At 69.8% G+C, this 24,781-nt stretch carries 19 protein-coding genes; 8 read left to right on the forward strand and 11 right to left on the reverse strand.

The annotated features are described in order from the left end of the window. Positions 1 to 18: 18 nt before the first annotated feature. The 3 genes from HS104_23100 to HS104_23110 form a co-directional block, all read right to left on the reverse strand. The gene (locus tag HS104_23100; protein MBE7482851.1) at positions 19 to 1,224 is read right to left on the reverse strand and encodes a hypothetical protein; all 1,206 of its coding nucleotides are present in this window, start codon (positions 1,222 to 1,224) and stop codon (positions 19 to 21) included. Positions 1,225 to 1,268: 44 nt separating this feature from the next. Next, the gene (locus tag HS104_23105) at positions 1,269 to 3,242 is read right to left on the reverse strand and encodes a hypothetical protein (GenBank protein ID MBE7482852.1); all 1,974 of its coding nucleotides are present in this window, start codon (positions 3,240 to 3,242) and stop codon (positions 1,269 to 1,271) included. A gap of 98 nt (positions 3,243 to 3,340) precedes the next feature. Then, complete coding sequence (locus tag HS104_23110) at positions 3,341 to 4,555, reverse strand: pyridoxal phosphate-dependent aminotransferase (protein ID MBE7482853.1); 1,215 nt, start codon at positions 4,553 to 4,555, stop codon at positions 3,341 to 3,343. A gap of 41 nt (positions 4,556 to 4,596) precedes the next feature. Here HS104_23110 and HS104_23115 point away from each other — a divergent pair, with 41 nt between their 5' ends. The 5 genes from HS104_23115 to HS104_23135 are packed head-to-tail and all read left to right on the forward strand — an operon-like array spanning position 4,597 to position 9,175. Then, on the forward strand, positions 4,597 to 4,998 hold the full coding sequence (locus tag HS104_23115) for a nuclear transport factor 2 family protein (GenBank protein MBE7482854.1): 402 nt from the start codon (positions 4,597 to 4,599) through the stop codon (positions 4,996 to 4,998). Positions 4,999 to 5,033: 35 nt separating this feature from the next. Then, positions 5,034 to 6,572: a serine/threonine protein kinase gene (locus tag HS104_23120; protein MBE7482855.1), complete on the forward strand. Its 1,539-nt coding sequence runs from the start codon at positions 5,034 to 5,036 to the stop codon at positions 6,570 to 6,572. Further along, positions 6,569 to 7,405 (forward strand): tetratricopeptide repeat protein, encoded by an 837-nt coding sequence (locus HS104_23125; protein ID MBE7482856.1) that lies wholly within the window; start codon positions 6,569 to 6,571, stop codon positions 7,403 to 7,405. Before HS104_23120 ends, HS104_23125 begins: the two co-directional genes overlap by 4 nt. Beyond that, positions 7,392 to 8,825, forward strand: coding sequence for an ABC transporter substrate-binding protein (locus tag HS104_23130; protein ID MBE7482857.1), 1,434 nt, complete (start codon positions 7,392 to 7,394; stop codon positions 8,823 to 8,825). Before HS104_23125 ends, HS104_23130 begins: the two co-directional genes overlap by 14 nt. A 20-nt stretch (positions 8,826 to 8,845) precedes the next feature. Further along, entirely contained in the window at positions 8,846 to 9,175 is a 330-nt protein-coding gene (locus tag HS104_23135) for a TerB family tellurite resistance protein (GenBank protein MBE7482858.1), read from the forward strand. Positions 9,176 to 9,179: 4 nt separating this feature from the next. Here the strand turns inward: HS104_23135 and HS104_23140 are convergent, their stop codons facing one another. The 6 genes from HS104_23140 to pip all read right to left on the reverse strand — a co-directional run bounded on the left by HS104_23140 (position 9,180) and on the right by pip (position 18,467). Further along, positions 9,180 to 9,959 (reverse strand): DUF3575 domain-containing protein, encoded by a 780-nt coding sequence (locus HS104_23140; protein MBE7482859.1) that lies wholly within the window; start codon positions 9,957 to 9,959, stop codon positions 9,180 to 9,182. Between the two features lie 23 nt (positions 9,960 to 9,982). Then, positions 9,983 to 10,717 carry a hypothetical protein gene (locus tag HS104_23145; protein MBE7482860.1) on the reverse strand — a complete coding sequence of 245 codons (735 nt, stop codon included), beginning with the start codon at positions 10,715 to 10,717 and terminating at the stop codon, positions 9,983 to 9,985. Between the two features lie 93 nt (positions 10,718 to 10,810). Then, positions 10,811 to 15,235: a cation-translocating P-type ATPase gene (locus tag HS104_23150; protein MBE7482861.1), complete on the reverse strand. Its 4,425-nt coding sequence runs from the start codon at positions 15,233 to 15,235 to the stop codon at positions 10,811 to 10,813. Between the two features lie 35 nt (positions 15,236 to 15,270). Continuing rightward, positions 15,271 to 15,921 (reverse strand): acetoacetate decarboxylase family protein, encoded by a 651-nt coding sequence (locus HS104_23155; GenBank protein ID MBE7482862.1) that lies wholly within the window; start codon positions 15,919 to 15,921, stop codon positions 15,271 to 15,273. Next, on the reverse strand, positions 15,918 to 17,348 hold the full coding sequence (locus HS104_23160; GenBank protein MBE7482863.1) for an aldehyde dehydrogenase family protein: 1,431 nt from the start codon (positions 17,346 to 17,348) through the stop codon (positions 15,918 to 15,920). The genes HS104_23155 and HS104_23160 overlap by 4 nt, the downstream gene beginning before the upstream one ends. Before the next feature lie 162 nt (positions 17,349 to 17,510). Next, positions 17,511 to 18,467: a prolyl aminopeptidase gene (pip, locus tag HS104_23165; GenBank protein ID MBE7482864.1), complete on the reverse strand. Its 957-nt coding sequence runs from the start codon at positions 18,465 to 18,467 to the stop codon at positions 17,511 to 17,513. Positions 18,468 to 18,535: 68 nt separating this feature from the next. Here pip and HS104_23170 point away from each other — a divergent pair, with 68 nt between their 5' ends. Beyond that, positions 18,536 to 19,042 carry a hypothetical protein gene (locus HS104_23170; protein MBE7482865.1) on the forward strand — a complete coding sequence of 169 codons (507 nt, stop codon included), beginning with the start codon at positions 18,536 to 18,538 and terminating at the stop codon, positions 19,040 to 19,042. A 232-nt stretch (positions 19,043 to 19,274) separates the two neighbouring features. Here the strand turns inward: HS104_23170 and HS104_23175 are convergent, their stop codons facing one another. Both HS104_23175 and HS104_23180 read right to left on the reverse strand, forming a co-directional pair. Then, complete coding sequence (locus tag HS104_23175; GenBank protein ID MBE7482866.1) at positions 19,275 to 20,186, reverse strand: SUMF1/EgtB/PvdO family nonheme iron enzyme; 912 nt, start codon at positions 20,184 to 20,186, stop codon at positions 19,275 to 19,277. Positions 20,187 to 20,202: 16 nt separating this feature from the next. Continuing rightward, positions 20,203 to 22,410, reverse strand: coding sequence for a hypothetical protein (locus HS104_23180; protein MBE7482867.1), 2,208 nt, complete (start codon positions 22,408 to 22,410; stop codon positions 20,203 to 20,205). A 699-nt stretch (positions 22,411 to 23,109) separates the two neighbouring features. On the opposite strand from HS104_23180, the gene HS104_23185 reads away from it, so the two are divergent. Continuing rightward, positions 23,110 to 23,934 carry an SseB family protein gene (locus HS104_23185; GenBank protein ID MBE7482868.1) on the forward strand — a complete coding sequence of 275 codons (825 nt, stop codon included), beginning with the start codon at positions 23,110 to 23,112 and terminating at the stop codon, positions 23,932 to 23,934. Further along, entirely contained in the window at positions 23,931 to 24,764 is an 834-nt protein-coding gene (locus HS104_23190; protein MBE7482869.1) for a 1-acyl-sn-glycerol-3-phosphate acyltransferase, read from the forward strand. Before HS104_23185 ends, HS104_23190 begins: the two co-directional genes overlap by 4 nt. Positions 24,765 to 24,781 lie beyond the last annotated feature (17 nt).

Consider the following 24,781-nt stretch of genomic DNA (forward strand, 5'->3'; position numbering starts at 1 on the left):
ACTATACGGGGTCCGCGGCTAAAGGCCGAGATTGACCTCGCCGGGAGGGCTGGAGGGCCCGATCTTGCCGTTGCCGAGCTGTCCGCTGTCGTTTGCGCCGAAGCACGACACCACGTCGGCGAGAATGCGACAGCCATGCTCCGCCTGACGCATGGAGACTGCGGCTCCGTCCAGGTAGGGCGCCGGGGAAGGCAGTGGCTGATCCACGCTGGGCTGACCGCCGAGCTGCCCGAAGTCGTTGGCTCCCCAGCAGACGCCTTCGAGCGACGTGTTCTTGGAGAAGCAGGTGTGCCGGTAGCCGACGAACATGGTGTCGATCTGCTCGCCACCAATCACTGCGGCCGGGGCCTCCCACGGGCTGGTCGCGTTGATGCCGACCTGGCCGTGCTCGTTCGCGCCCCAGCACCAAGGGATCTTGGTGCCGACGGTCCGCCCGCACATGTGCTCGAAGCCCGGGTACACGCGCTCGAGTTGCGGCACGCCTGGGATCTTCTCCGGCGCGTCGATCGTCGGCTTGGTGGTTGGCTGCCCACACTGACCCTTGTCGTTCTTTCCCCAGCACCAGGTCTCGAGCAATCCGCCGACGTCGACGATGGCCGCCGTGAAGCCGCCGCCTGGACCCATGCGAACGACTTTGGCCCCGGACGGCAGCGCCACTTTCACCGGGCTCGGGCTGTCCTGCTTCGTTCCGTCGCCGAGTTGACCGCTGTCGTTCTGGCCCCAGCAGTACGCCTGCACCGGATCGATGTCTGGGCTGGTGTACGCACACGAGTGCGTCGAACCCACGCTGACGGTGTCGATGGCGGGAAGGTTCGGCACCTGCTTCGGCTCGGGGCTCGCCTCGTTGGTGCCGTCCCCGAGCTGCCCGAAGTTGTTGAGGCCCCAGCACCAGACCGTTCCGCTGCCGTCCAGAGCGCAGGCGTGCTCGAGACCAATGGACACGCCGTCGATGTCCGCGAGCTTTGCCACGGGGACGGGCGTGGTCGAAACGGTGCCGGGCAGGACACCTGGGTTCGCACCCCAGCAACGCACGGACTTGTCGCTGACGATGACGCAGCTGGCGCGGCGGCCGACGGAGACGCCCAGCGGAGTGAGCGCACCGCCACCCGCGCCGCCGCTGCCGCAATTGGTCACGCAATCGACCTTCTCCAGGTCGTCGACGCCGGTGATGCTGTTGCAGGCGACGGAGAGCGCCGCCGCCACCAGCACCAGAACGCGCACCATTGCGCCAGTCTAGCCCGGTCGCCCAGCGCTCGGCGAGCAGTCGCTCAGCGTGTGCCCGGAGACGCCGGGCTGAGGTTCCAGATCCAGTTGTCCAGGAGCACCAGCGAGTCGTAGATGCCGTCGCCGGTGTCCCAGATGGCGATCCGGAGCTCCATGATGTCGCCGGACTTCACGTTGCCGGCGGTGGTGAGCCAGCCGGTTCCGCCGCCGAGCAGCTTGCTGTCGTTCGGCGGCGTTCCGCAGCCACCCGTCACGGTGTCGAACCCGGTGCCGGTCAGGAGGGCCGGCCCGGCCAGGCACTTCGCGCTGCCCGGGTTGCCGCCCGAGCAACCGGTGGGACCGTCGTCGCACACCGCGAACAGGTTGGTGGCGTACGACAGGTTCACGCCGATCGGGTAGCGCTTGAAGTCCGGCGCGATGAAGACGGCGAGGTTCTTGTCCTTCGGGTTCGTGGTGACGGGCGCGTCGACCAGCGCCACGAAGAAGTCGTTGAAGGTGGTGCAGACGAACTCCGGGAACTCCGCCGAGAAGAAGAAGGAGTTGAAGCTGAACGACTTGGCGTTGGTCGGGACGCGCAGGCGGAGCGTGAGCATCACCGGATTGAACGCCTGCCCGCCACCCTGACCGGCGCCCGGGCAACCCGGGGCGTTCGGCAGGACGTTGCCGTTGGCCGCGAACCAGTCGGCCGGGAAACCGCTGCTCGTGCCGGTGTCCACGCCGGACTGGAAGGCCTGGTGGGACGGGTTGGTGTCACCCGGCGCCGCCGCCGTACCCGAGGAGAGCGCCGCGAAGCGCTGACCCTTGAGCGGGAACAGCGCGCTGCCGAACTTGGAGCGCACGGCGCGGCTCTGCGTGGCAGGCAGTCCGGTGCCGTCCGCGCGGGTCAGTTTGCCGCTGATCACGCCCCACTTCTTCTCCTTCATGCTGGGCACGACCTCGGTCGTGAACTGGCACAGGTCGAGAGCCTTGGCGTAGTCGAGCGGATCGCCGGTGCCGCTGTTGGTCACCGTGTTGTCGCAGGGCGGATCGATCTCGTCGAAGAAGCCGTCGCAGTCGTCGTCCACCGCGTTGCCGATGTACTCGATGGCGCCGGGGTTCACGAGCTCCGGCGTGGTGCTGCAGCCGCCGGGCTGATCGCAGCAGTCGCCGTCCGCGACGGTGTAACCGTCGTTGTCGCAGTCGCCGACCGCGCAGCCACCGCCGGTGCCGCCCGAACCGCCAACCCCGCCGGTGCCACCGATGCCACCCGTGCCGCCGGTGCCACCGATGCCGCCGGTGCCACCGATACCGCCCGTGCCACCGATGCCGCCGATGCCACCAATGCCGCCGAAGCCGCCCGTGCCGCCGAAGCCACCGAAACCGCCGGTGCCACCGAAGCCGCCGAAGCCGCCCGTGCCGCCGAAGCCACCGCCGCCGAAGCCGCCGAAGCCGCCCGTGCCGCCGAAGCCACCGCCGCCGAAGCCGCCGAAGCCGCCCGTGCCACCGAAGCCACCGCCGCCGAAACCGCCGAAGCCGCCCATGCCGCCCATGCCGCCCATGCCGCCGCAGCTCCCGCAGTTCAGCGCTGTGACCTCGCTGGCGCACGCGCTGTCCCACTGGCCCTGACAGCAATAGGGATCGCTGGCGCAGACGCACTTGGTGATGAACGGGTCACCGCAGCCCGGCCAAGCGTGGGGAGAGCAACAGTCGCCGGTGAAGCCGCCCGTGCCACCCATGCCCCCGCCGCCGAAGCCCCCCATGCCGCCGCCGCCGAAGCCGCCGCCGCCGAAGCCGCCGCCGCCGAAGCCGCCGCCGCCGAAGCCGCCGAAGCCGCCGCCGCCGAAGCCGCCGCCGCCGAGGCCACCTATCCCACCGCCTGTGCCACCCTGGCCGCCTGTGCCACCCGTGATCGGAATGCACTGGCCGTCGTCTTCCTGGAAGCCGATGGGGCAAGGGCTGTCCATCGCGTCGCGCGCTCCGCAAGCGATGAGAATTCCGCTGGCAACGACCACGAACCCAAGCGAACGGCGGCGAATCAAGGTGTCCTCCTGCGCACGGCGAGCCGGTGCGGCCGCCATGATGAGCAAGTTCCGGGCCGCCCCAGAATGGCGAAGCTCGGGTGCGAAGGCAATCTCAGTCAGAGCCGGAGGACGGACGTACAGTGCTCTCCGAGGCGCCGCACCCCGACGCCGAGCTGGTCGCTCGGCGTGAGCAAGCTGACGACGGCGTAGGGTTCGCCCGGGAAGTCGAAGAACCAGCCGGGTTGCACCAGGACACCCGCCTGCTCGACGAGCTCCGTCCCCCAGGCCTCCTCGCTCTTCACCTGCGGCAGCCGCAGCACCGCATACCAGCCCCCTTCGACGTGGAGCACGCTCACGGGGCTCTCCGAGAGCTCGGCTCGGATCCGCGCGAGGTTTTCACGCGTGCGAACACGGATCGCTTCCACGGTGCTCCGCGTGGCGGCGAAGAGCTCCGGCAGGGCGTGCTGCACCGGCGCGGCGACCGACAGGTACGAATCCGCGATCAGCTCGAGTCGGCCGAGCGCTTCGTCCACGGCGTGCTCGGGGCCTCCGAGCAGCATCCAGCCGAGCTTGAGCTGCGGCAAGGCCGCGAGCTTCGACAGACCACCGAGCGCGAGCACCAGAGTGCCCTGGCCGTCGAGCGCGCTCCGGATCCGCTGCGGGTCCTCAGTCAGCGGGTATCGCGCGAACACTTCGTCGCTCACCACGGGCAGGCCGAGCTCGGCGATGGCGTGGAGCTCGTTCCGCTTCAGATAGGAGCCGGTGGGATTGTTGGGGCTCACCACGAACACGGCTCGCACCCCGGGTACGGCTGCCCGCCGGAGCGAGTCCAGATCCAAGTGCCATGCGCCGTCATATGCCAGGCGGTAGGGCACCAGGCGCACGCTCGACAGCGCGGCCAGGTGCTCGAGCAGCGGGTAGCTCGGCGCGGGGACCAGCACCGCGTCACCTGGATCGCACAGGAGCTGGAACGCGAAGGCGTAGGCCTCGCTGGTGCTGGCGGTGAGCAGAATTCGCTCGCGCGCTAGCTCGACGCCGTCGCGCCCGAGCTCCGTGGCCACTGCGTCGCGCGCGGCGTCGAGGCCGAACGAGGCGGGCTCGTAGCGGAGCGCGGCCGGCGCCCGGAGCGCCGCCAGGATCCTGTCTTCTTCGTAGGGCAGCCCCGCAGTGGTCGGGTTGGACACGGTCAGGTCGATGAGCTTCTGGCCCCGCGCTCGCGCGCGTTCGACGGCCCGAGCCATGGCGTTCGGCTGACGATCGAAGGCGCTGCGCTTGGAGAACACGCTCATTTCCTGGGTGTGGCTCAATGGCAGCCAGGCGCGCCCGAGCATGCGCACCAAGCTAACACGAGCCACGTGCTACCTTCACGCCCGTGGCGACCGACGAAGCGGAGGTCTTGGCAGCGAACGCGGCCTTCTACTCCGCGTTCCGGGACCGCGACGTCGAGCGCATGCTCGAGCTCTGGGCGAGCGATCACGCCGTGGTCTGCATTCACCCGGGCTGGCAGATCTTACGCGGGCACGCGCAGGTGACGGCGAGCTGGCGGGCCATCCTGGGGAATCCCGAAGCGCCGGCGGTCCAGCAGCGAAACGCCCAGGCGCTGGTGATCGGAGAGACGGCCATCGTCACCTGCACCGAGGAGCTCCCCGGCGTGGAGCTCAGCGCGACCAACGTGTTCGCGCGTGAAAGCGGGGTGTGGAAGCTGGTCCACCACCAGGCGGGCCCGGCCCGCGCGCGTTCTGAGCCGGACTTCGACCCGGAGCTCTTGAACTAGCCCGGGCGCTGTTACACTCGAGGGGCCGACCCGCGATGAAGCCCGAGCAGACCCCCGATCTGGCCAGCGGTACCTCCGTCGGCCAGTACACCATCAAGCGGCGCATCGGCTCCGGCGGGATGGGGGAGGTCTACGAGGCGGTCCACACCGGGCTCGGCAAGCGCGTCGCCATCAAGACGCTGCGCCGCGCCTACGCGGAGAACGACACGGTCGTGACCCGCTTCCTGCGCGAGGGCCAGCTCGCGTCGCGCATCCGCCACCCGCACATCGTGGACGCGACCGACGTCGGCGTGATCGACGGGCTCCCGTGCCTGGTGATGGAGTACCTGGACGGCGAGTCGCTGCACTCGTTCCTCCGCCGCGAGGGCGCCCTCGACCTGTCGCGACTGGTGGACCTGATGCTACCGGTGCTCGCCGCCGTCGAGGCGGCCCACGCGCAAGGCGTGATCCACCGGGATCTGAAGCCCGCGAACATCTTCCTCGCCCAGGGCTGGAACGGCCAGATGACTCCGAAGGTGCTCGACTTCGGCATCTCGAAGGTGGTGCAGGAGACGGCACCCTCGGACCTGACCACCGACTCCACGTTCCTGGGATCACCCCACTACGTCTCACCGGAGCTCGCGCGCGGCGATCGCAACCTGGACGGTCGCGCGGACCAATACTCGCTCGGAGTGATCCTGTACGAAGGTGCGACCGGCGTGCGCCCGTTCGCCAAGAAGGCCGACACCTTCATGGGCCTCATGTACGCCATTGCGCAGGGCGACTTCGACGCGCCGCACGTACACCGCCCCGGGCTGCCTTCGGACTTCGAGCGGGTGATCCTCCGGGCCATGGCGCGCCAGAAGAACGATCGCTTCCCGAGCGTGGGAGCGCTCGGTCGCGCGCTCCTGCCGTTCGCGAGCCCGCGCACGCGCACCATCTGGGAGCCGCAGTTCGGCACGATGTCGGCCCCGAAGAACCAGGACGTGACGGTCCCGGATCTGCCGCGAACGCCCTACGAAGAGACGGGCGGCACGCTCGGCCAGAGCGCCAGCGCGCTCGGCACCGGCGCGCTCCCGGGTGGGCGCCCGCTGGGGCTGGCCTGGTGGTCCTTGGCGAGCGTGACGGCGTTGCTGTTCGGTCTCGGTCTCACCTTCGGGGCGACCCGACTGGTCAGCTACTCCAAGAACCTCGAGTCCTCCAGCGACGAGGGCGAGGTCGTCGAGGGCGTCGGCGCATCGGCCGGCAGCTACACGGTGAGCGTCAAGGTCACGCCCGTGGACGCCAGCATCGAGCTCGACGGGCGCCAGATCGGGAGCGGCGGCTTCACCAGCACCTTCAAGGCGGACGGCAAGCGCCACACGCTGCGCGTCACCGCGGCGGGACACGAGACGCGAACCTTCGAGTTCGACGCGACCTCGCCGCCGCCCACCAGCATCGCGTTGACCGAGCTCGCACCGAAGGTGGAGCCGCAGAAGCCCGCAAAGGGCACGCTGCGTCCCCAGCCTGGCCCGCCCAAACCGGCGCCCAGCGCGGCTCCGCCGAAGGGCACCGGGCTCAAGACGGACAACGTCGATCCCTGGGACGACAAGTGAAGCGCCTGCTCGTCGCTCTGCTCGCCGCTCACCTGCTGTGCTCAGCGGGGCCCGCCGTCGCCAAGCCCGACCAGCCCAGTGCCGCCGACGACGCGAAGGCGCGGAGCTTGTTCAAGCAGGGAGATGCGGCCTACGCCGAGGGCCGCTACGAAGACGCGCTCGGCGCCTTCGAGGAGGCGTATCGACTGAGCCACCGACCCCGGCTGATGTTCAACATCGGCAACGCCCTCGAGCGCCTGGGCAAGCTCTCCGAGGCCGCCGACGCGCTGGAGAAGTACCTGCCGCACGCCAAGCCGACCGAGCGCGACGTGCTCTCGAAGCGGGTCCAGAACTTGAGGAAACGCGCCGCGCCAACCTCCAAGGTGGTGCTCGAGGAAGAAGAGGAGGAGCCCGAGCGGAAGCCCGAGCGCGAGCCGAAGCAGACCGCGCCAGCCGAGGCGGCGCCGCGCGCGCGCCCCGTGGAGCCGCGCGCGGCCGACTCGGGCGGCGAGACGACGCTCGGCTACGTCCTGCTCGGCGCCGGCGGAGTGGCGATGGGCGCGGGTGCGGTGTTCGGGCTGATGGCGCTCTCGGCGCGCAAAGACGTGGATGCCGGGTGCAAGCAGTCCGCCGGGCAGACCTTGTGCGACGCCTCCGCGCGTGACGCGGTGGATCGCGATCAGCGCTACTCGCTCTTCGCCGATCTGGGGCTGGGGCTGGGCCTGGTGGCTGCGGGAGCCGGTACCTACTTTCTGCTGACCGCGCCTTCAGCGAAGGAGCAGAAGCCTGGCGTCGCCGCTGGCTTTGCGCTCCAACCAAGCGGGGGGACGCTGCGTGTCCATGGTGAGTTCTGAGCGAGCCGCGCGAGCGCTGGTGCTCACCGGGCTCGCCCTCGCGAGCTGCTCGCTGTCGCGACCCGAGATCACGGCTTGCTCCAGCAGCGCGCGTTGCCGCGCCGTCTTCGGCCCGGGCTCGGTGTGCAACACCGACGGATACTGCGAGAAGGCGCCGCCCAACCCGCGTTGTGCCGCCACCTTCCCCGAAGACATTCTGACCCGCCCGCAGAACTACCCGGGCGCGGTGCTGATCGGCAGCCTGATGGACCGCTCGGTGACCACGCACCTGGCGCGCGAGAGCGCCCTACGCCTCGCCATCACCCAGGTCCGCGAGGTCGGCGGCCTGCAAGGGCGAGCCTTCGGCGTGGTGCTGTGCGACATCTCCCAGAACGCGCAGTTCGACTCGTTGGACCGCACCCAGGCCGCGGTCCAGAGCGCCCGCTACCTGGCCGACGCCATCGGCGTCCCGGCCATCGTCGGCCCGAGCGCTTCGACCGACACCGTCGAGGTGTACCTGGCCTTGGCGGGCAAGGACGTGCTCCTGATCTCGCCCTCCGCCACCAGCCCGAGCTTGAGCGGCCTCGACGGCAAGAACCCGACCGACGAGACGCCGGGCCGGCTCTGGCGCACGGCTCCGCCCGACACGCTTCAGGGCGACGCCATCGCCATCTATCTCCAGCAGCAAGGCGTCACGTCCGTGGTGCTGGTTCACGAAGCAGGCGCCTACGGCGAGGGCCTGACCGCCGTGTTCGAGAAGGCGTTCTCCAGCATCGGCGGCCAGACCGCCAGCTCGAGCTTCTCGAACACCTCCGAGCGCGACGCCAGGGTGGTCGCGGCCGGCAAGAGCCCGGCGCCGTGGGTGCTGTTCTTCTCGTCGCAGACCGCGGACGCGGCCGCCTTCTTGAACGTCGCGGTGTCCACCGCCGGCTACGAGCAGAAGAAGCTCTTCCTGACCGACAGCGCCGCCAACGCAGACCTCCTGGCCAAAGCCAGCGGCGCCGCCGCGCTCTTCCCGCGTGTACGAGGCAGTCGCTTCGCGGTGCCCGCCGGCCCGGTGTACGAGCAGTTTCGCGCCAGCTTCAAGGCGGCGTTCCAGGCCGAGGCCAACGACTTCTCCTACGTCGCTCACGCCTACGACGCAGCCTGGCTCACGTTCTACGGCGCCGCGCGCTCGAGCGGCCAGGAGGGCATCGTGCACGGTCTCGGCATCGCGCGCGGCCTCCGGCGGCTCTCCCTGGGCGAGCCGGTGGACATCGTGCCTTCGACCTGGGGCGACATCGCCAAGGAGCTCACCCTGGGCGGAAGCGTGGACGTGACGGGGGCCTCCGGCGCGCTCGACTACGATCCGCTCAGCGAAGAGACCGAAGGGCCCGTGGACATCTGGCGGATCACCTCGCTCGGCGGCGGTTTCGAGGTGGAGCAGACACTCGTGCCGTAACGTCCTATCCTGTCGCGGTCATGCTCGAAGCCCTGTCGCGTGAAGATCGGCTGCTCTTGCTCAAGTTCGTCTGCGCCCAAGCCTGGACCGATCTCCAGATTCATGAAGGCGAGCGACGCTTCGTGGAGCGCCTGATCCAGCGCCTGGAGCTCGACGCGAGCGAGCGGGCCCAGGTCGAGCAGTGGCTGCACGTCGCGCCCGCGCCGGGTGAGGTGGATCCCGCGTTGGTCCCGGAGGCGCACCGGCGCGCGTTCGTCGAGGCGGTGCGCGCCGTGATGTACGCCGACGGTCAGGTCGAAGCCGAAGAGCGCGAGCAGCTCGAGCGCCTGAAGTCCGCGCTCGGGGCCTGACCGCTCAGAACGAGAACCCGAGGTTCAGGTTGAGCAGCGGGATCCAGCGGCTCTCGTCCTCCTGGGCGGAGTTGCCGGCCTGGTCGTTCGCCTCCGCCTGGATGGCGACGTATTCGACGCCGCCCTGCGCGACGAAGGTGAACCCGCCGCTGGTCAGTACTTTGTAGCCGATGAGCGGACCCACCGCGAGCCCGGTGCCCGTACCGCTGACCCGACCGTCGTTCATGTCGTCCGACTCGACCTTCAGGTAGAGCACCTCGGCCCCGACGTGCAGGCCGTGGAACGGCTTCATCGGGTACCACAGCGCCTGCCCCCCGACCTCGTAAGCCGAGAACTTCTCGCTCTCGCCCAGGTTGTTCTCCGCCGTCACCGAGCCAAAGCCGCCGAGCAGTGCGAGCCCGAAGTGATCCACGACGCGCGCCTCCACCGTCAGCTCGAAGATGGGCAGGAGCAGGTGGATGGGCGAGAGGGTGACCGACACGCTGCGCACCGGCTCCGGCTCGGGCTTCGGCGGCAGCGGATACGCGTAGCCCGGCGGGTACGCGGGGTAGGCACCGGGCGGATACGGCTGCGCGGCAGGCGGCGGTGGCTGGGCAGGCGGCGGGGCCGTGGCGGACGGCGGCGGGCCCGGCTCCGCGGGCGGCGTCACCGGCGGCTGTGCGCCCGTTGGCGGCGGCGGTTGCTCCTCCACCGGGGGCAGCGCGCCGCTCGAGCCCTGCGCAAACGCGACGGCCGTCGCGAGCGCGACGGCCGTGCCAATCAGAACGCTCCTGGCCCGCATCATGGGCCGGAAGCTACCACGGATGCTCAGCGACTGGCGACGCCAGCCGGCAGTCCCGTGCGCGACTCGATCAGCTCCGCCTTGTAGATGATGGCGCCGTCCTCGGCGCTGATCTCGCCGGACACGTCGCGGCCATCGCTGCTCCGCGCCACGCTGAAGGTCGCGGTCTTGTCGCCCACCTTGACGCGGTACGCGGTCTTCTCGCACTCGATGGGCTCGCTGCCGATCAGGCAGGTAGCCTTCTCCTTGGCGATCTCGGCCTCGTTGTCGTCGGGGGCGAACGTCGTCTTGGCCATCAGCTTCTCGAAGGCGGCGGTGCTGGAGGGCAGCTCTTTCTTGCCGCGCACCTCGCGCACGCGCAGCACTCGATCGCTGCCGATGTCGTGAGTGACTCGCAGCCGGGTGGCGGCGTCGCCCTCCTCGAGCAGGTAGTCCACCACGACGAGGCTGCCGGCCCGCGCCACGACCTCCTGGGTCAGAATCAGATTGGCCTTGCGGAACGAGCCGCTGAAGCGGTGGACCGTGCGGTCGCCCACCTGCTTGTTCGCGAACTGGGAGGGATTCGGCGGCAGCGTCTCCTCGGCGCCGGGGATCTCCTCGATGAACGGCAGATCGTCGTCGCCGCGCATGGCGGTCTTCTCGGCCGGCTTGGCCTGGGCGACCTCGACGTCGTCCAGCGTGGTGGGGTGCGGAACTCCTGCGGTGCCACAAGCGGCGGCGACGAGCGGGAGCGCGATCAGGGCAAAGAGGTTCGTTCGCATGCCCGTGCCAATGCCAAGCGCGCGACGCTTCGGCCAAGTTTCGGGCCGCTTATCGAAGCGCTCGGACTCGGGTTCCGCTCGGCGAAGGTCGACTCAGGACGCCGGCAGGCGCTCGACGCGCGGCGAGTCCTCGCGGGGCAGCACCTGCACCAGGCGCAGCCGCTGCGCGACCCTCTCGATCACTTCCGGGTACTTCGCCGCCGCGACCGTGGCGACTGCGGACGCGCCGACGGCGGTCGCCCAGCCCACCGGACCCAGCGGCCGGCAACCGAAGAAGTGGCTGACCCCCGGGGTCTGCACCACGCCGGCGAGCACCGCGGCGGAGAGCGCGCTGGTCAGTAGCACGGGGCGGCTCAGCCCGCCGGAGGTCACCGTCTGACCAAGCTGTGTGCCCACCAGCGCCAGCAGCCCGACGGTCGCGGCACGCTCGCGGCTCCCGGTGAGGCGTCCGACCACGAACGCCGCGCCTGCCCCGGCCGCGGTGACGATGGCACGGGACGCGATGTCGCGGCTGAGCGCGTCACCGAGCGAAGCGTCCGGCCCTTCGCTGGCCAGCGACTCCAGCGTCTCCTTGGAGGGAGGCCTGAGGGCGATGGCCATCGCCGGCGCCACGTCGGTCAGCATGTTGACGAGCAAGAGCTGCCGGGCGTTCAGCGGCGAGCGCCCGTCCACCAGGCCCGCCGCGACGGAGAAGCCAATCTCGCCCAGGTTCCCCCCGACCAAGATCGACACCGCGTCGCGCACGCTCGCCCACATGGCGCGGCCCTCGACGATGGCGTCCACGATGGTCTCGATGCGCTCGTCGGTGATCACCACGTCCGCCGCGCCGCGCGCCGCGCTGGTGCTGCGCTCGCCCATCGCGATGCCGACGTTCGCCAGGCGGATGGCGGGCGCGTCGTTGGAGCCGTCACCGACCATGGCCACGCAGTGACCCGCGCGCTGCAAGGCGCGCACGATGCGCACCTTCTGCGAGGGCGTGAGCCGGGCGAACACGCTGATGCTGCCGATGCGCGCGTCGAGCTGGTCCTCCGACAGCTCCGCCAGCTCCGCACCGGTCATCACACGCTTGCCGGTCAAGAGGTCGAGCTCACGGGCCACGGCCTCCGCGGTGCTCGGGTGGTCCCCGGTGATCATCATGGTCGCCACGCCGGCGGCGCGGAGCTGATCGAGGGCGGCGCGCGCCGAGGAGCGCACCGGGTCGCTGAAGGCGATGAAGCCGACGAACGAGAGCCCGACCAGGCGACCCGGATCGAGGCGGTCTTCTTCGGCCACGCTGCGCTCGGCGACCGCCAGCACCCGGAGGCCCTGACGCGCCAGCTCGGACGCCCGCTCCGCGAGCGCGTTGCGGGTGACCTCGTCGAGGGGGACACGGGTGCCGTCGTGCATCCGCCGCGTACACGTCGGCAACACGACCTCCGGTGCGCCCTTCACGCTCAGGAAGCGCTCGCTCGTCCCCTCGCCGGTCACGGCGTGGTAGCCGCGCCCCGCCTCGAAGGGCAGCTCGCTCACCGAGCGCCAGCCCTCCGCGCCGTAGGCGGCCCGCAGGGCGTAGCCGGCAGCCGCGCGGTGCAGCGAGGCGTCGAGCGGATCGAACGCCGGGCTCTGCTCCAGCGCCGGCGTCGCGCGCAGCGCCGCCGCCAGCACCCGGAGCGCCGCCGGACCCAGCGCATCGGCGGCTTCGTCCCACGTACCGTCGGAGACGCGCCGGAGCTCGATGCGCCCTTCGGTGAGCGTGCCGGTCTTGTCCACGCAGAGCACGTCCACGCGGCCGAGGGCTTCGATGTTGCGCGCGTTGCGCACCAGCGCGCCGCGCTTGCTCAGGCGCTCCGCCGCGGCGAGCTGAGCCGCGGTGGCGAGCAGCGGCAGGCCCTCCGGCACCGAGGCCACGGCGAGGCTCACGCCGGAGCTCACCACTTCCTTCAAACGCCGACCGCGCAGCGCCCCTGTGGTGATCAGCGCGGCGCCCGCCCCGAGCGCGATGGGACCGGTGAGGTTGATCAGCGAGCGCAGCCGGAGCTCGACGCCGCTCGTGGCGATGTCCCGTCGCGAGGTGTTCGAGCCGCGGCGCGCCTCGGTCTCGTCCCCGGTGGCGACCACCACGGCGGTGGCGCGACCCGCCGCGATGCTGGTGCCCTCGTAGAGCATGCTGCCGCGCTCGGCCACCTCCGGATCGAAGGACGCCGCGGGGCCTTTGCGGACCGGCAACGACTCGCCGGTGAGGCTCGAGGCGTCCACCTCGACGCTCTCCGCGCCGATGATGCGGCAGTCCGCGGGCACCACGTCGCCCGGCGAGAACAGCACCACGTCCCCGCGCACCAGCTCGGCGGCATCGACGTCCGTGAGCTCGCCGCCGCGGAGCACGCGCGCGCGACGCTTCGTGTCGCTGGCCAGGCGGCGAATCGCGCGCTCGGTGCGGAAGCGCTGCACGCCGCCGACGACGGCGTTCAAAGCGACGACGCCGCCCACCATGCCGGCGTCCGCAACCGAGCCCACCACCGCCGAGAGACCGGCGCCGGCCGCGAGCAGCGGCGCCAGCGGGTTGAACAGCTCGTCCGTCACCGCCTCCGAGAGCTCGAGCAGGGCGGGTTTGTCACCCGGCGTCGGGCGCCGGCGCGAGTGCGCCTCCGCCCGCGCAAGCCCCGTCTCGCTGGTGCCGAGCTTCGCCAAGACGCCCTGGGCGTCCAGCGCGTGCCAGGGCGTGCGGTCGCGGGGCGGCGGCAGCGCGCGCCGCTCGAGCGACGCGCTGTTGCGCAGACCGTTCGCCATCGCGATCAGCGACGCGGTGTTCACCACGGCGAACACCCGGCGCGTGGTCATGCTCACCACTCCGCCCGCCGAGACCAGCGTGCCCACGCCGGCGGCTCCGAGCGCCAGGTTCACGCTCTGCTTCGCCACCTTCTTGGCGGTCACGCAGGCCTGGAGCACGAAGCGCACGTCGGACAGGTCGTCGCTCGAGATCAGGTGCGCGCCCCATGGCGGCGGCTCGCCGGCGCGCACCAGGCCGATGGCGCAGTCGGCCGCCCCGATGCCCGTGGCGCGGCCGGTCACCACCAGCATCACGCTGCGCCCCTCGCGCTGCAGGCGCCGGATCCCGCTCGGCAGGCCGTCGCCGAAGGGGATGGCGTCGTCCACGTTCAGCCCTTGCAGCACCGCCTCGTCGTTCGAGGCGATGACCACCCGCATCTGCGCCTCGTGTGCCGCGGTGATCAGCTCCTCGATGCCGGTCTGCGGGATCATCGAGAGCGCGACCAGGCCCTCGACGCGACCGTCCCTCGCCAGGCCCAGGCAGAGCTCGCCGCGCCGGGAGAGCTCCCGTGCCCGGGTCTCCAGCTCGAGCGGCAGCGACAAGCCCAGGCGCGCCGGCGGCCCGAGCACCCAGCTCTCGCGCCGCACCACGCTCACCGGGTGGTCCGGCTCGAACAGCTCCAGAACGCGACGCCGGGTCTCACGGCGAGAGACTCCCTCCACGGTGACCACCTCGGTCACCTCGAAGCGATCGCGCGCGACCAAGTCGCCCTGGATGACCAGGCAGTCGATGCGGTCGAGGCGGCGGAGCACGTCCGGGTCGTTCACCAGCACGCGACGCGCCGCGAGCGTGCGCCCGAGCTCCGCCGCGAACACGTCGCGACCCAGGCGCGCCGGCTTGGGCAGCGCGCCGAACAGCGCGGCCACGGCGTGCTGCACGCTGCGCGTGGTCAGGAAGCTCACCGCGAATCCGCCCAGCGAGACGATCCAGGCCCGATCGGCGTACTCCTCGATGGGCCCCCGGGGCAGCGGCACTGGTCGGGGATCGACCCGTGCCCGCCCCAGATCGTGCTCGTAGGACGCGGAGCAGAGCTCGGCCTCTCGCGCCTCCCAGGTGTCCTGCCGCGCCCGCGCCTCGCGCAAGAGCGCAGCTTTGTGCGCGAGATCGACCAGCGACGCCACGGGGCGCTGGGCGGCGCCTTGGGCCAAGGAGATCACGCTGCTCAGCGTGAGATCCGCGCGCTTGCCTCCCAGGGCCTGATCCAGGCTCTGGCGCAGGCGCGGCGTCGCGCGCACCACGGCGGAGGCCGCGGCGACCGAGGCCGCGATGCCGGAGGCCGGCAACGGCGAGAAACGCAGCGCGGCTCCGACACCGAAACCGATCACGTCGAGCGCCGCCCCGAGGCCCAGGCGGTGCAGGGGCTCGGCGTCCGCCGGGTGCTCGGCGGCGCTCTCGGAGAAGGCGGCCTTCTCCACGCCCGCGCTCTGCTCCGCCGCGTGCACCAGCTCCACCAGCTCCTCGAGCTCGTGCGCACCACGCTCGATCTCGATCACGGCGCGGCGCGTGTGCGGGTTGATCTCGACCCACTTGATCCGCGGCAAGCGCGCGGCCGCCTCCCTGAGCGCCGTCGAGAAGCGCCCGAGCTCGTCGCTGCTCAGGTCGCGCAGCTCGACGTGCGCCCGCGTCTGCCCCATCCACGAGCGGCGCTTGCGGGGCCCGAAGGTCTCGGTGATGCCCGCGATGATGCTGGAGAGTGAGGGACGCTCGGACATCGACCGAGTCCCGACTAGTATCACGCGCTGCCGGTCTAGCCGAGGAGAAGCGGCGCGTGCATCGTGCTCTCGAAGCGCTCGAGCAAGCTGCCGAGGCCCAACGCGCGGCGCGCGTGTGGGAACGCCGCCCATCCCGGGTGCGAGCTCGCGAAGGCGCTGACCCGCGTGCGCGCCGGGCGCACCAGCCCGGCGAAGTCCGAGCGGAAGCGCACCACGCCGCCCTCGCCGCGCTGCAGCGTCGCTACCCGGCTCTTGAGCCAAAGCGCGGGGCCGAGGCCGCGGTAGTCGAAGCTGAGACGCGTGCCGTCGTCGGCCTCGACCTCGACGCCGCCCGCGCGCCGCTCGAAGCGAGCCAACGTCTTGGGCAAAGCCCAGAGCTCGCGCCCCGCCGCCAGCGAGCCTTCGTGGTCCACGTACATGCGTGAGACGAAGTAGCCCTGGCTCGTCTTGCCGTCGCTGGCCCGGAACCGCACCGTGGCCGGCATCCACAAGAGCTCGGCGTAGACCAAGGGCGACGGCGGCCGGTACTCGATGTAGCCGAACATGCCGAGCGTGCGCCCGGCGGCGGCCACCGGCTCGAGCCCGGGGGGCAGCTCGACCTCGCTCACCCGCACGAGGTACGGGCACATCACCCCGAAGCCGTAGGTCTCCCAGGGCGGCGGGGGATAACTTGGCGAGTCACTCACGACAGGCGCTTGACCCACTTCATCTTGTCGTCGGTGTAAGGCGGGTAGCGCAGCGGGGCATCCAGGTAGAACGGCTTGTGCAACACGCCCTTCAAATGCGTGAAGCAGTCGAAGCTCGCCTTGCCGTGGTACGCGCCCATGCCGCTCGGACCCACGCCGCCGAAAGGCAGCTCGTGGGGTGCCAGGTGGACGATGCAGTCGTTCACGCAAGCGCCGCCGGAGCTGGTGCCTTCGATGACCGTCTGCGCGCGATCGGCGTCGTTCGAGAACACGTAGAGCGCCAGCGGCTTGTCGCGGTCGTTCACGAAGCGCACGGCCTCGTCCAGGCTGGAGATGGTCAGCACGGGCAGGATGGGGCCGAAGATCTCCTCCTGCATCACCGGGCTCGACGGGCTCACGCCGGTGAGCACGGTCGGCGCGATGTAGCGATCGTCCACGTCCGTCTTTCCGCCGATGAAGACCTTGCCGCTGTCGAGCAGCGCGCTCAGGCGCTTGTGGTGTCGGGCGTTGACGACGCGGGCGTAGTCGGGGCTCTTCTGCGGGTCGTCGCCGTAGAACTCGCGCACGATCGACGCCAGCTTGTCCAGGAACGGCTTCTCGACCGACTCGTGGACCAGCACGTAGTCCGGCGCCACGCAGGTCTGCCCGGCGTTGAAGAACTTCCCCCAGGCGATGCGGCGCGCCGCCACGTCCAGGTTCACGTCGCGGTCGATGATGCAGGGGCTCTTGCCGCCCAGCTCGAGCACCACCGGCGTGAGGTTCTTGGCCGCCGCCTCCATCACGATGCGGCCGACCGTGCCGTTGCCGGTGTAGAAGATGTGGTCGAAGCGCTGCGCGAGCAGGGCCGTCGTCTCCGGGATGCCCCCTTCGATCACCGCGACGGCGCTGCGGTCCACGTATTTGTGGACGAGCTCGGCCATGATGGCGCTGGTAGCGGGCGCGACCTCGCTGGGCTTCACCACCACGCAGTTGCCCGCGGCGAGCGCGCCGGCCAGCGGCGAGATGGCGAGCTGGAACGGGTAGTTCCAGGGCGAGATCACCAGCGCCACACCCAGCGGCTCCGGGTAGAGCTTGGCCTTGGCGGGCTGCACGGTCATCGGTGCCTTCACCGCGCGCGGACGCATCCAGCGCTTCAGGTGCGTGAGCTGGAGCTTGAGCTCGTTCATCACGAAGCCGGTCTCGCCGATCCAGCCCTCCGCCGCGCACTTGCCCAGATCGCTGGTCAGAGCGGAGAGGATCCTGGGCTCCTCGTCCTCGATCATGCGGTAGAGCTGGCGCAGCTGGTTCAGCCGCCACTCGGCGGGGCGCGTGACGCCGGACTCGAAGGTGGCGCGGAGCTTCTGCACCGTCTCGGCGATCTCCTTGTCCGACTTGGCGGGCGGAGCGGCGAAGGTGGCGGGGGCTGCGGGCGAGGTCGCTATGGCCATGAGCCGGAGCATAGTCTCCGCGGCGCACAAAGCAGCGGAGCCGCGAAAGTCCCCAGGATCATTGGGGGGATGGCGCTAGGATGAGGGCGTCATGTCCGGACGACGGCTGGTGAGCCTTGGGCCGCGAGGCTGATCCAGACCCGCTTCCTTCAGGTCCCGTAGTCAGCCGGCGTACGCGTCCGTCGCGCCGACCAGCTCGTGAACGATGCCCGGCTCGAACGCGCTGTGGCCGGCGTCCGGGACGATGCGGAGGTTCGCGTGCGGCAGCACCCGCGCGAGATCCCAGGCGTTCTCCAGCGGGCACACCACGTCGTAGCGTCCGTGCACGATGGTGGTGGGGAGGTGGCGGAGCTTCACCGCGTCGTCCAGGAGCTGCGACTCCCGGGCGAAGAAGCCGCGGTTGACGAAGTAGTGGCACTCGATGCGACTGAAGGCGAGGCTGAACTCGTCCTCGCCGGCGTGCGCCACGTGAGCCAGGTTCGCGTACAAGAAGCTGGTCGCGGCCTCCCAGATGCTCCAGGCGCGGGCGGCCTCCTGACGGACCTCGCGCTCGGGGCTGGTCAGCCGTCGATGATAGGCGGCGATCAGATCGCCCCGTTCGGCTTCGGGGATCGGCGCGAGGTACTTCTCCCAGGCGTCCGGGAACATGCGGCTCGCGCCCTCTTGGTAGAACCAGCGGAGCTCCCATTGTCGCAGCATGAAGATGCCGCGCAGCACCAGCTCGCTGACCCGCTCCGGGTGCTTCTCGGCATACGCCAGCGCGAGCGTCGCGCCCCATGAGCCTCCGAACACCTGCCAGCGCTCGATGCCCAGGTGCGCGCGCAGGGCCTCGATGTCCGAGACCAGGTGCCAGGTCGTGTTGTCCTCCAAGCTGGCGTGGGGCGTGCTCTTGCCGGAGCCGCGCTGGTCGAAGAGCACGATGCGGTAACGCGCCGGATCGAAGAAGCGCCGCTGCTTGGGCTCGGTGCCAGCGCCGGGACCGCCGTGCAGGAACACCACCGGCTTGCCCTGCGGGTTGCCGCTCTCCTCCCAGTACAGCTCGTGTCCGTCCGAGACGGATAACCGCCCGGTTTGATTCGCTTCCAGCTCCGGGTAGAGCGTGCGTCGCTCGGCGCTCATCTGGCCCCCGGCTTTGCCAGAACGGGGCGCGTGCGTCGACGACAATTGCGTGATATTCGCGCCGACCCATGTCGGCACATGACAACGGCAGCGGCGGGGACGTCCTGGACCCGACGGACCTCACCCATTGGGTGCAGGGCGCGCGCCGTGGGCTCCGCCGCGACGTGGTCGAGCTGGTGCAGCGCATCGAGCAAGGGGAGCTGTTCGTGCCCCTGGCCAAGCAGGTCCCCGGCGCGACCATCGGCGAGCAGATGGCGCTCGACGACGATCTGACCATCGCGCCCCACCTGCTCGAGGACGACCAGGGCCGGCTGTTCTCCGCGATGTTCACCCGGCCGGACATCCTGGAGCCGGTAGCGGAGCAGCTCGGCTGGCGCACCGACGAGGGCGCGCTCGAGTATTGCTCGCTGCCCGCCAAGGTGGGCCTCGACCTGGCTCAGCAGAACAGGGCCACGAACGCTGGTGCCATCAGGGCTTGTCGATGGTTCATTTCATCCTCCGAAGCTCAGAGCACCGCGGCGCGCTGGTTGCCGATCGTTCGATTGCGCGGCCGATTCAGCGACCAGAGCGCGTAGTTCGTCTGCGTGCCGTTGCAAGAGGCTCCTCCGTTGCTATCCCCAAGCGACAGCCAGGCGTTGCTGTTGGCGCCACTGTGTTTATCCGCGCGGTAGATCGCCATCTCCGTGGCCATGTCGGATCGATGTGGACCATGGGCATGTCGATGTCGACACCCCATTGGAGGTCGGCGAGCCGCCGGCAAAGATGTCCCACTTCGTGACCCATTTCCCGGTCGGCAGCCGGGTGACCTCACTTGCCCGAAACGAGGTCCGCGCAGCAGCGGAACCCCCTTTCGAAGTAGGTGCTCGTCACGTGGGTACTCCCGGCGTTGCAGGACATCGGGACCTCGGGGCTGCTCATCGATCCGTCTCCATGCACCGAGCAGTTCTGCCCCGGGCTCTCGCACTCGGCGGTCCACTCCTGCACGCTTCCGACCAGGTCGTAAACCTCGGCGAACCCTTCGAGCGCACCGTGGCACGCGCTCGAGGCCGTGCCGGTCACGTCCTTCGCGGCCTCGCCCTGCTGCTGGATCTTCACAGGGTCCACGCAGGTCCCCGGTGCGTACGAGTCACCCCAGGGGTACTTCGTCTTGCCGCCCTGCGTGCAGGCGTTCGTCCACTCGCTCTGGGCGGGGTCGTTGATCCCCGCCAGCGTCGCGGTCCCGCCGCCGACCTTGCCGCACAGCCGCTTGCCAGCCCACGCGCAGTAGGCCGCAGCGTCGCACCAGTCCACGCACGCAACCGCACGATCCGGATACTTCACCGGGTCGTACTCCTCCGCCATGCAGTACCCGTCCATCCCGACCATCTGCCCGTCGTGCGGTGGAATTAGCTTGGGTTCGTAGCGGGTGTTCCAGGCGCAGGCCTCGATTTGGCCCCCGGTCTTGCCGGCCATGGCCTTGGCGAACGTGACGTATTCCCCCGCCGTCACCTCCCGCTGGTCCATGCAGTACCCGGTTCCGTCCGGTGCCGCGAGCTTCACCAGCTTCGGCCCGGGAAGTCCGGCCGGACAGGCTTCGGGCTTCGCGGCGTCGGACGGGGCATCGCTCTCTGCGTCGCCGATCGGCTCGGAGGTGATCCCGCTGTCGGCCTTGTCCTTGCTGCAAGCGGCGAGCAGCAGGGCCACGAACGCGGGTGCCATCATTGCCATTCGATGGTTCATCTTCATCCTCCGAAGCTCAGAGCACCACGGCGCGCTGGTTGCCGATCGTTCGAGACTCCCAGATCGTATAGTCCGACTGCGAGGTGAGCCAGTTGACGGTCATCGTGTCGGGGTTCACGATCAGGATCTCCGCCTTGCCGTCCCCGGTCATGTCGCTCACCGCGAAGACCATGTTGCGCGGCCGATTCAGCGACCAGAGCGCGTAGTTCGTCTGCGTGCCGTTGCAGGAGGCTCCTCCGCTGCTATTCCGAATCGACAGCCAGGCGTTGCTGTTGGCGCCGCTGTGCTTGTCCGCGCGGTAGATCGCCATCTCCGTGGCCATGTCGCCGTCGCGATCGATGTGGACGATGGGCATGTCGATGTCGACCCCCCATTGGCAGGAGGTCGGCGAGCCGCCGGCAAAGATGTCCCACTTCGTGACCCAGGTGCCATTCGGCGGGAACCACAGCGAGAAGACCCGACGCGGCTCGTTCCAGCAGTTGCCGCCCTGACACACCTGCTTGGCGCGGAACACGCCGTTCAGCGGGACTCCGGCGCCGCGCTGCGCCGAGCTCCCCGAGCCGGGGACCGTGTTGGGCGATCCCACGTACACGTTGGAGAACTGGCTGGTGACCAGCGGCTCGCTCCAGAGCAGCTCCGAGCGCGCCATCCGGAACAGCGCGGTGGCGGGGTTGTAAACGGCGATGTCCGTCTTCCAGTCGCCGTCGTAGTGACCCGCTAGGGGCACTTCTCCGGGCGACCCGAGGAAGCGCGCGGTCCCTGACCCACCCGAGACCGGCCTCCACCACCAGAGGCCATAGGCGGGAGTGTAGAACGCCAGCTCGGCGGTGCTCGGGTTTCCATCGAAGTCGAGACCCGGAAGCGGCACGGATTGACGCTCGCCAAAGCCGATCGGATTCACGCCGTCGTGTCCACAAGACGTGCTCGGGGGATTTCCGGTATTGGTAGCACACCAGCGCCAGTACCCCGTCGTGGCCGCCGGGTCGTTCCGGGCGAGTCCCCCGCCCGGCTGGTACACCGCGACGTCCGCACGACCGTCGCCGTCGTAGTCCGCGGGCACGGGGATGTCGCCCAGCCTGCCGAACGCAACATTGATGTGCTGCCCGGCGCTCACGCTGAAGCCGTACGTGCTCAACAGAACGATGAACGAACCGTAGCTCGCCCCATCGGTCGGCGGCACCCACACGCCGATGTCGCGGCGACCGTCACCGTCGAAGTCGAGCTTGAAGCTTGCTTCGCGATTGTGACCTTCCCCGAGTCGCGGCCGCCGGCCAGCAGCCACGTCGCTGCCGTTCGCACCGTCCATGATCTGCGTCTTCCACGGCGCAGGGGTAGCGAGCTCGTAACGCAGGTACTTGCGGATACGGCCAATCTGCGAGTCGCTGATGGAGAACGAGTGGCTCTCGCTGTTGAGATCGTCGTAGCTCGTCACGTTCGGGCCGTAGCCGGACGCGAACGTGAACGCGATCCCCTTCAGCGCGTTCGAGCCCGTGTAGTAGTGAACGCCGTTCACGGTGCAATCCATGTAGCCGTCCGGCTGGGTGATGCAGTTGCTTCCCGTGTGGATGGGCTGGAGCGACGCGCTGTGGGGCTGCGCCTCCGCCTCGCTCGAGAAGAACAGGTTCGGCGTGCCGGGCTTGTAGACGAGATCCCAGAGGTGCTCGGGCTTCATCACCGTGTAGGTCCTGGGGTCGAACAGCGGCTCGTCCCCCGCCCACGTAATGTCCGACGGATGGTGCGCTCCCAGCGTGTGCCCGAGCTCGTGAGCGAACTTGTAGCGCGGGATGCTGCCGCCACTGTAGATCACCGCGGCCGTGCCCCACTCCGGCGCGAATCCTTGATGATAAGTCCCGCCGTTGACCGGCACCCAGAGAATGGTCTCCGACCAATCCGCGTAGCGCGTCGCGGCCGCCCGGAGCCAGACCCGCTCGCGTTTCTTCTGCGGGTCGAGCCAGGCATTGTCCGGCAGGTTCGGGAACACCCCCTGCAAGTCGCTCTTCACCTGATCCCATCTCTTGTCCAGGTTCGATGCATTCGACAAGTCGGAGAACTGCGGCGAGACCCAGCGCTCGTAGGACTTGATCCAGTACTGCACGCCGGCGGCCTTGAAGACCTCGTTGGCAGCCTGCACTCCGCTCTGGAGGGTCGTGTAGCTGATGACGTCGGGATCGGACGCCGAGTTGACGATCTGGACCACGCGAAGCGGCACCGTCCGCTCCTGCACGGCGCTCGAGAACTCTTCCTCTACTTCGCCAAGGGGTTCCCGCGGTGCGCGACGTCCGTCATCGACGGAGCACGCAGAGGTGAGTAATGTCAGCACGACGCAGCTGGATATTGAGCCGAGCCGAGCCGAGCCGAGCCGAGCACTCGCCATGCCAAGAACGCTACGCCGCTGTTGACCGGAGTCAAGCAGCGGCGCGGAGCGGCATGACGAGCGTCAAGGCCGGCGCACCCATCGTCGAGCTCTTCCCGCTCTCGACGCCGCACGCGGGTTGACGCATCGTAGGCCGCGCGTGAACAAGTAACGCGCAGCCCTGAGCCGCGCGCGGCGCGTGGTCGTCAAGATCGGCTCGCTCTCCCTCGCCACCGACAATGAGGCGCCGCGTCTCCTCGCAGAGGAGGTCGCTCATCTCCGGCTGGCCGATCGCTCTGTGGTGCCTCGGTGGCGAGCTTGGCGTCGCCATGGTGCTACACACCTGGTCCCGCGACTTGCGCTACCAGCCGCACGTCCCAGGTGCTCGGCCAGCCCCGGGCTCGCCCCCACCAGGTTCTCGCTCGTGTCCGTCCGAGACGGATAACCGCCCGGTTTGATTCGCTTCCAGCTCCGGGTAGAGCGTGCGTCGCTCGGCGCTCATCTGGCCCCCGGCTTTGCCAGAACGGGGCGCGTGCGTCGACGACAATTGCGTGATATTCGCGCCGACCCATGTCGGCACATGACAACGGCAGCGGCGGGGACGTCCTGGACCCGACGGACCTCACCCATTGGGTGCAGGGCGCGCGCCGTGGGCTCCGCCGCGACGTGGTCGAGCTGGTGCAGCGCATCGAGCAAGGGGAGCTGTTCGTGCCCCTGGCCAAGCAGGTCCCCGGCGCGACCATCGGCGAGCAGATGGCGCTCGACGACGATCTGACCATCGCGCCCCACCTGCTCGAGGACGACCAGGGCCGGCTGTTCTCCGCGATGTTCACCCGGCCGGACATCCTGGAGCCGGTAGCGGAGCAGCTCGGCTGGCGCACCGACGAGGGCGCGCTCGAGTACTGCTCGCTGCCCGCCAAGGTGGGCCTCGACCTGGCTCAGCAGATCGTCGACGAAGAGAGCGTGATGGCGCTGATCATCAACGCCGGGCACGAGACGGAGCTGATGTTGCACCGCCACGAGATCGCGAGCATCGCCAAGGGCCGCGCCCTGCCGCTGGTCGGCTACGTGCGCGACATCCCCGTGCAAGACTTCGAGAAGACGCTGATCGCCGAGGCCGACGCGCCGCCGCCGAAGGCGTTCCTGACGGCGCTCGAGCGCTGCCTCGAGGAGCTGGGCAACATCGAGCGCTACGAGGTCCTCTCCACGTTCAACGCCGATCGCGACATCGAGCCCCACCTGACGTTGAGCCTCCGACCCAAGACGCGCAGCATCGACTTCGAGCAGGTCACCGAGCAGCTGATCGATGCACTGCGCGACCTGGTGCCGCCGCCGGGCTACGTGGACATCGTGTTCGACCGCACGCCGGAGCCCCCGCTCCCGTCCTCTGCATGACCCGACCCGACCTGCTCCGCGAGGCGGGCGACCGGCTGAGCCGCACCGAGCGCGCGCAGATCCGCTTCGTCCGCGGGACGTTCGCGCCAGGGCGCGCCGAGCGGGCCATCCGCTGGTGCCAGCACCACATCGGCTCGACCTGGATCCACCATTTCACCAAGCACCTGCGCCACGTCCACGGCCTCGAGCGCCTGCCGGCCCTCGATCCCGTCCAGAGCTTCATTCTGGTGTCGAACCACCGGAGCTTCTTCGACCTCTACGTGGTGACCGGAGATCTGGTGCGGCGCGGGCTGCCGCACCGCATCGCGTTCCCGGTGCGGTCGAGCTTCTTCTACGACTCCCCCGCCGGCCTGTTCGTGAACGGCGTGATGAGCTTCTTCGCGATGTACCCGCCCATCTTCCGGGAGAAGAAGCAGCAGGCGCTCAACGTCACCAGCCTGGACGAGCTGGTGTGGCTGCTCCAGCAGGGCGGCCTGTTCGCCGGCCTGCACCCGGAGGGCACGCGCAAGAAGGACGACGACCCGTACTCGTTCCTGCCCGCTCAACCCGGCGTCGGCAAGATCATCCACGCCGCCAAGGTGCCGGTCATCCCGGTGTTCGTGAACGGCCTGATCAACGACCTCCGGCGCCAGGTCACCAGCAACTACGACGGCACCGGCCGCCCCGTGTTCGTGGTGTTCGGTGAGCCCATCGACTTCTCGGACCTGTACCAGCGGCGCGGCTCGGTTCGCGTCTACAAGTCGGCCGCCGACCGCTGCATGCAGGTCATCGGCGGCTTGGGTCAGGAAGAGAAGCGCCTGCGCGCGGAGCTCGAGGCGGCGGAGGGATAGCGCGCGGGCGGAGCGCG

The organism is Polyangiaceae bacterium, assembly GCA_015075635.1.
Classification (GTDB): domain Bacteria; phylum Myxococcota_A; class Polyangia; order Polyangiales; family Polyangiaceae; genus JADJKB01.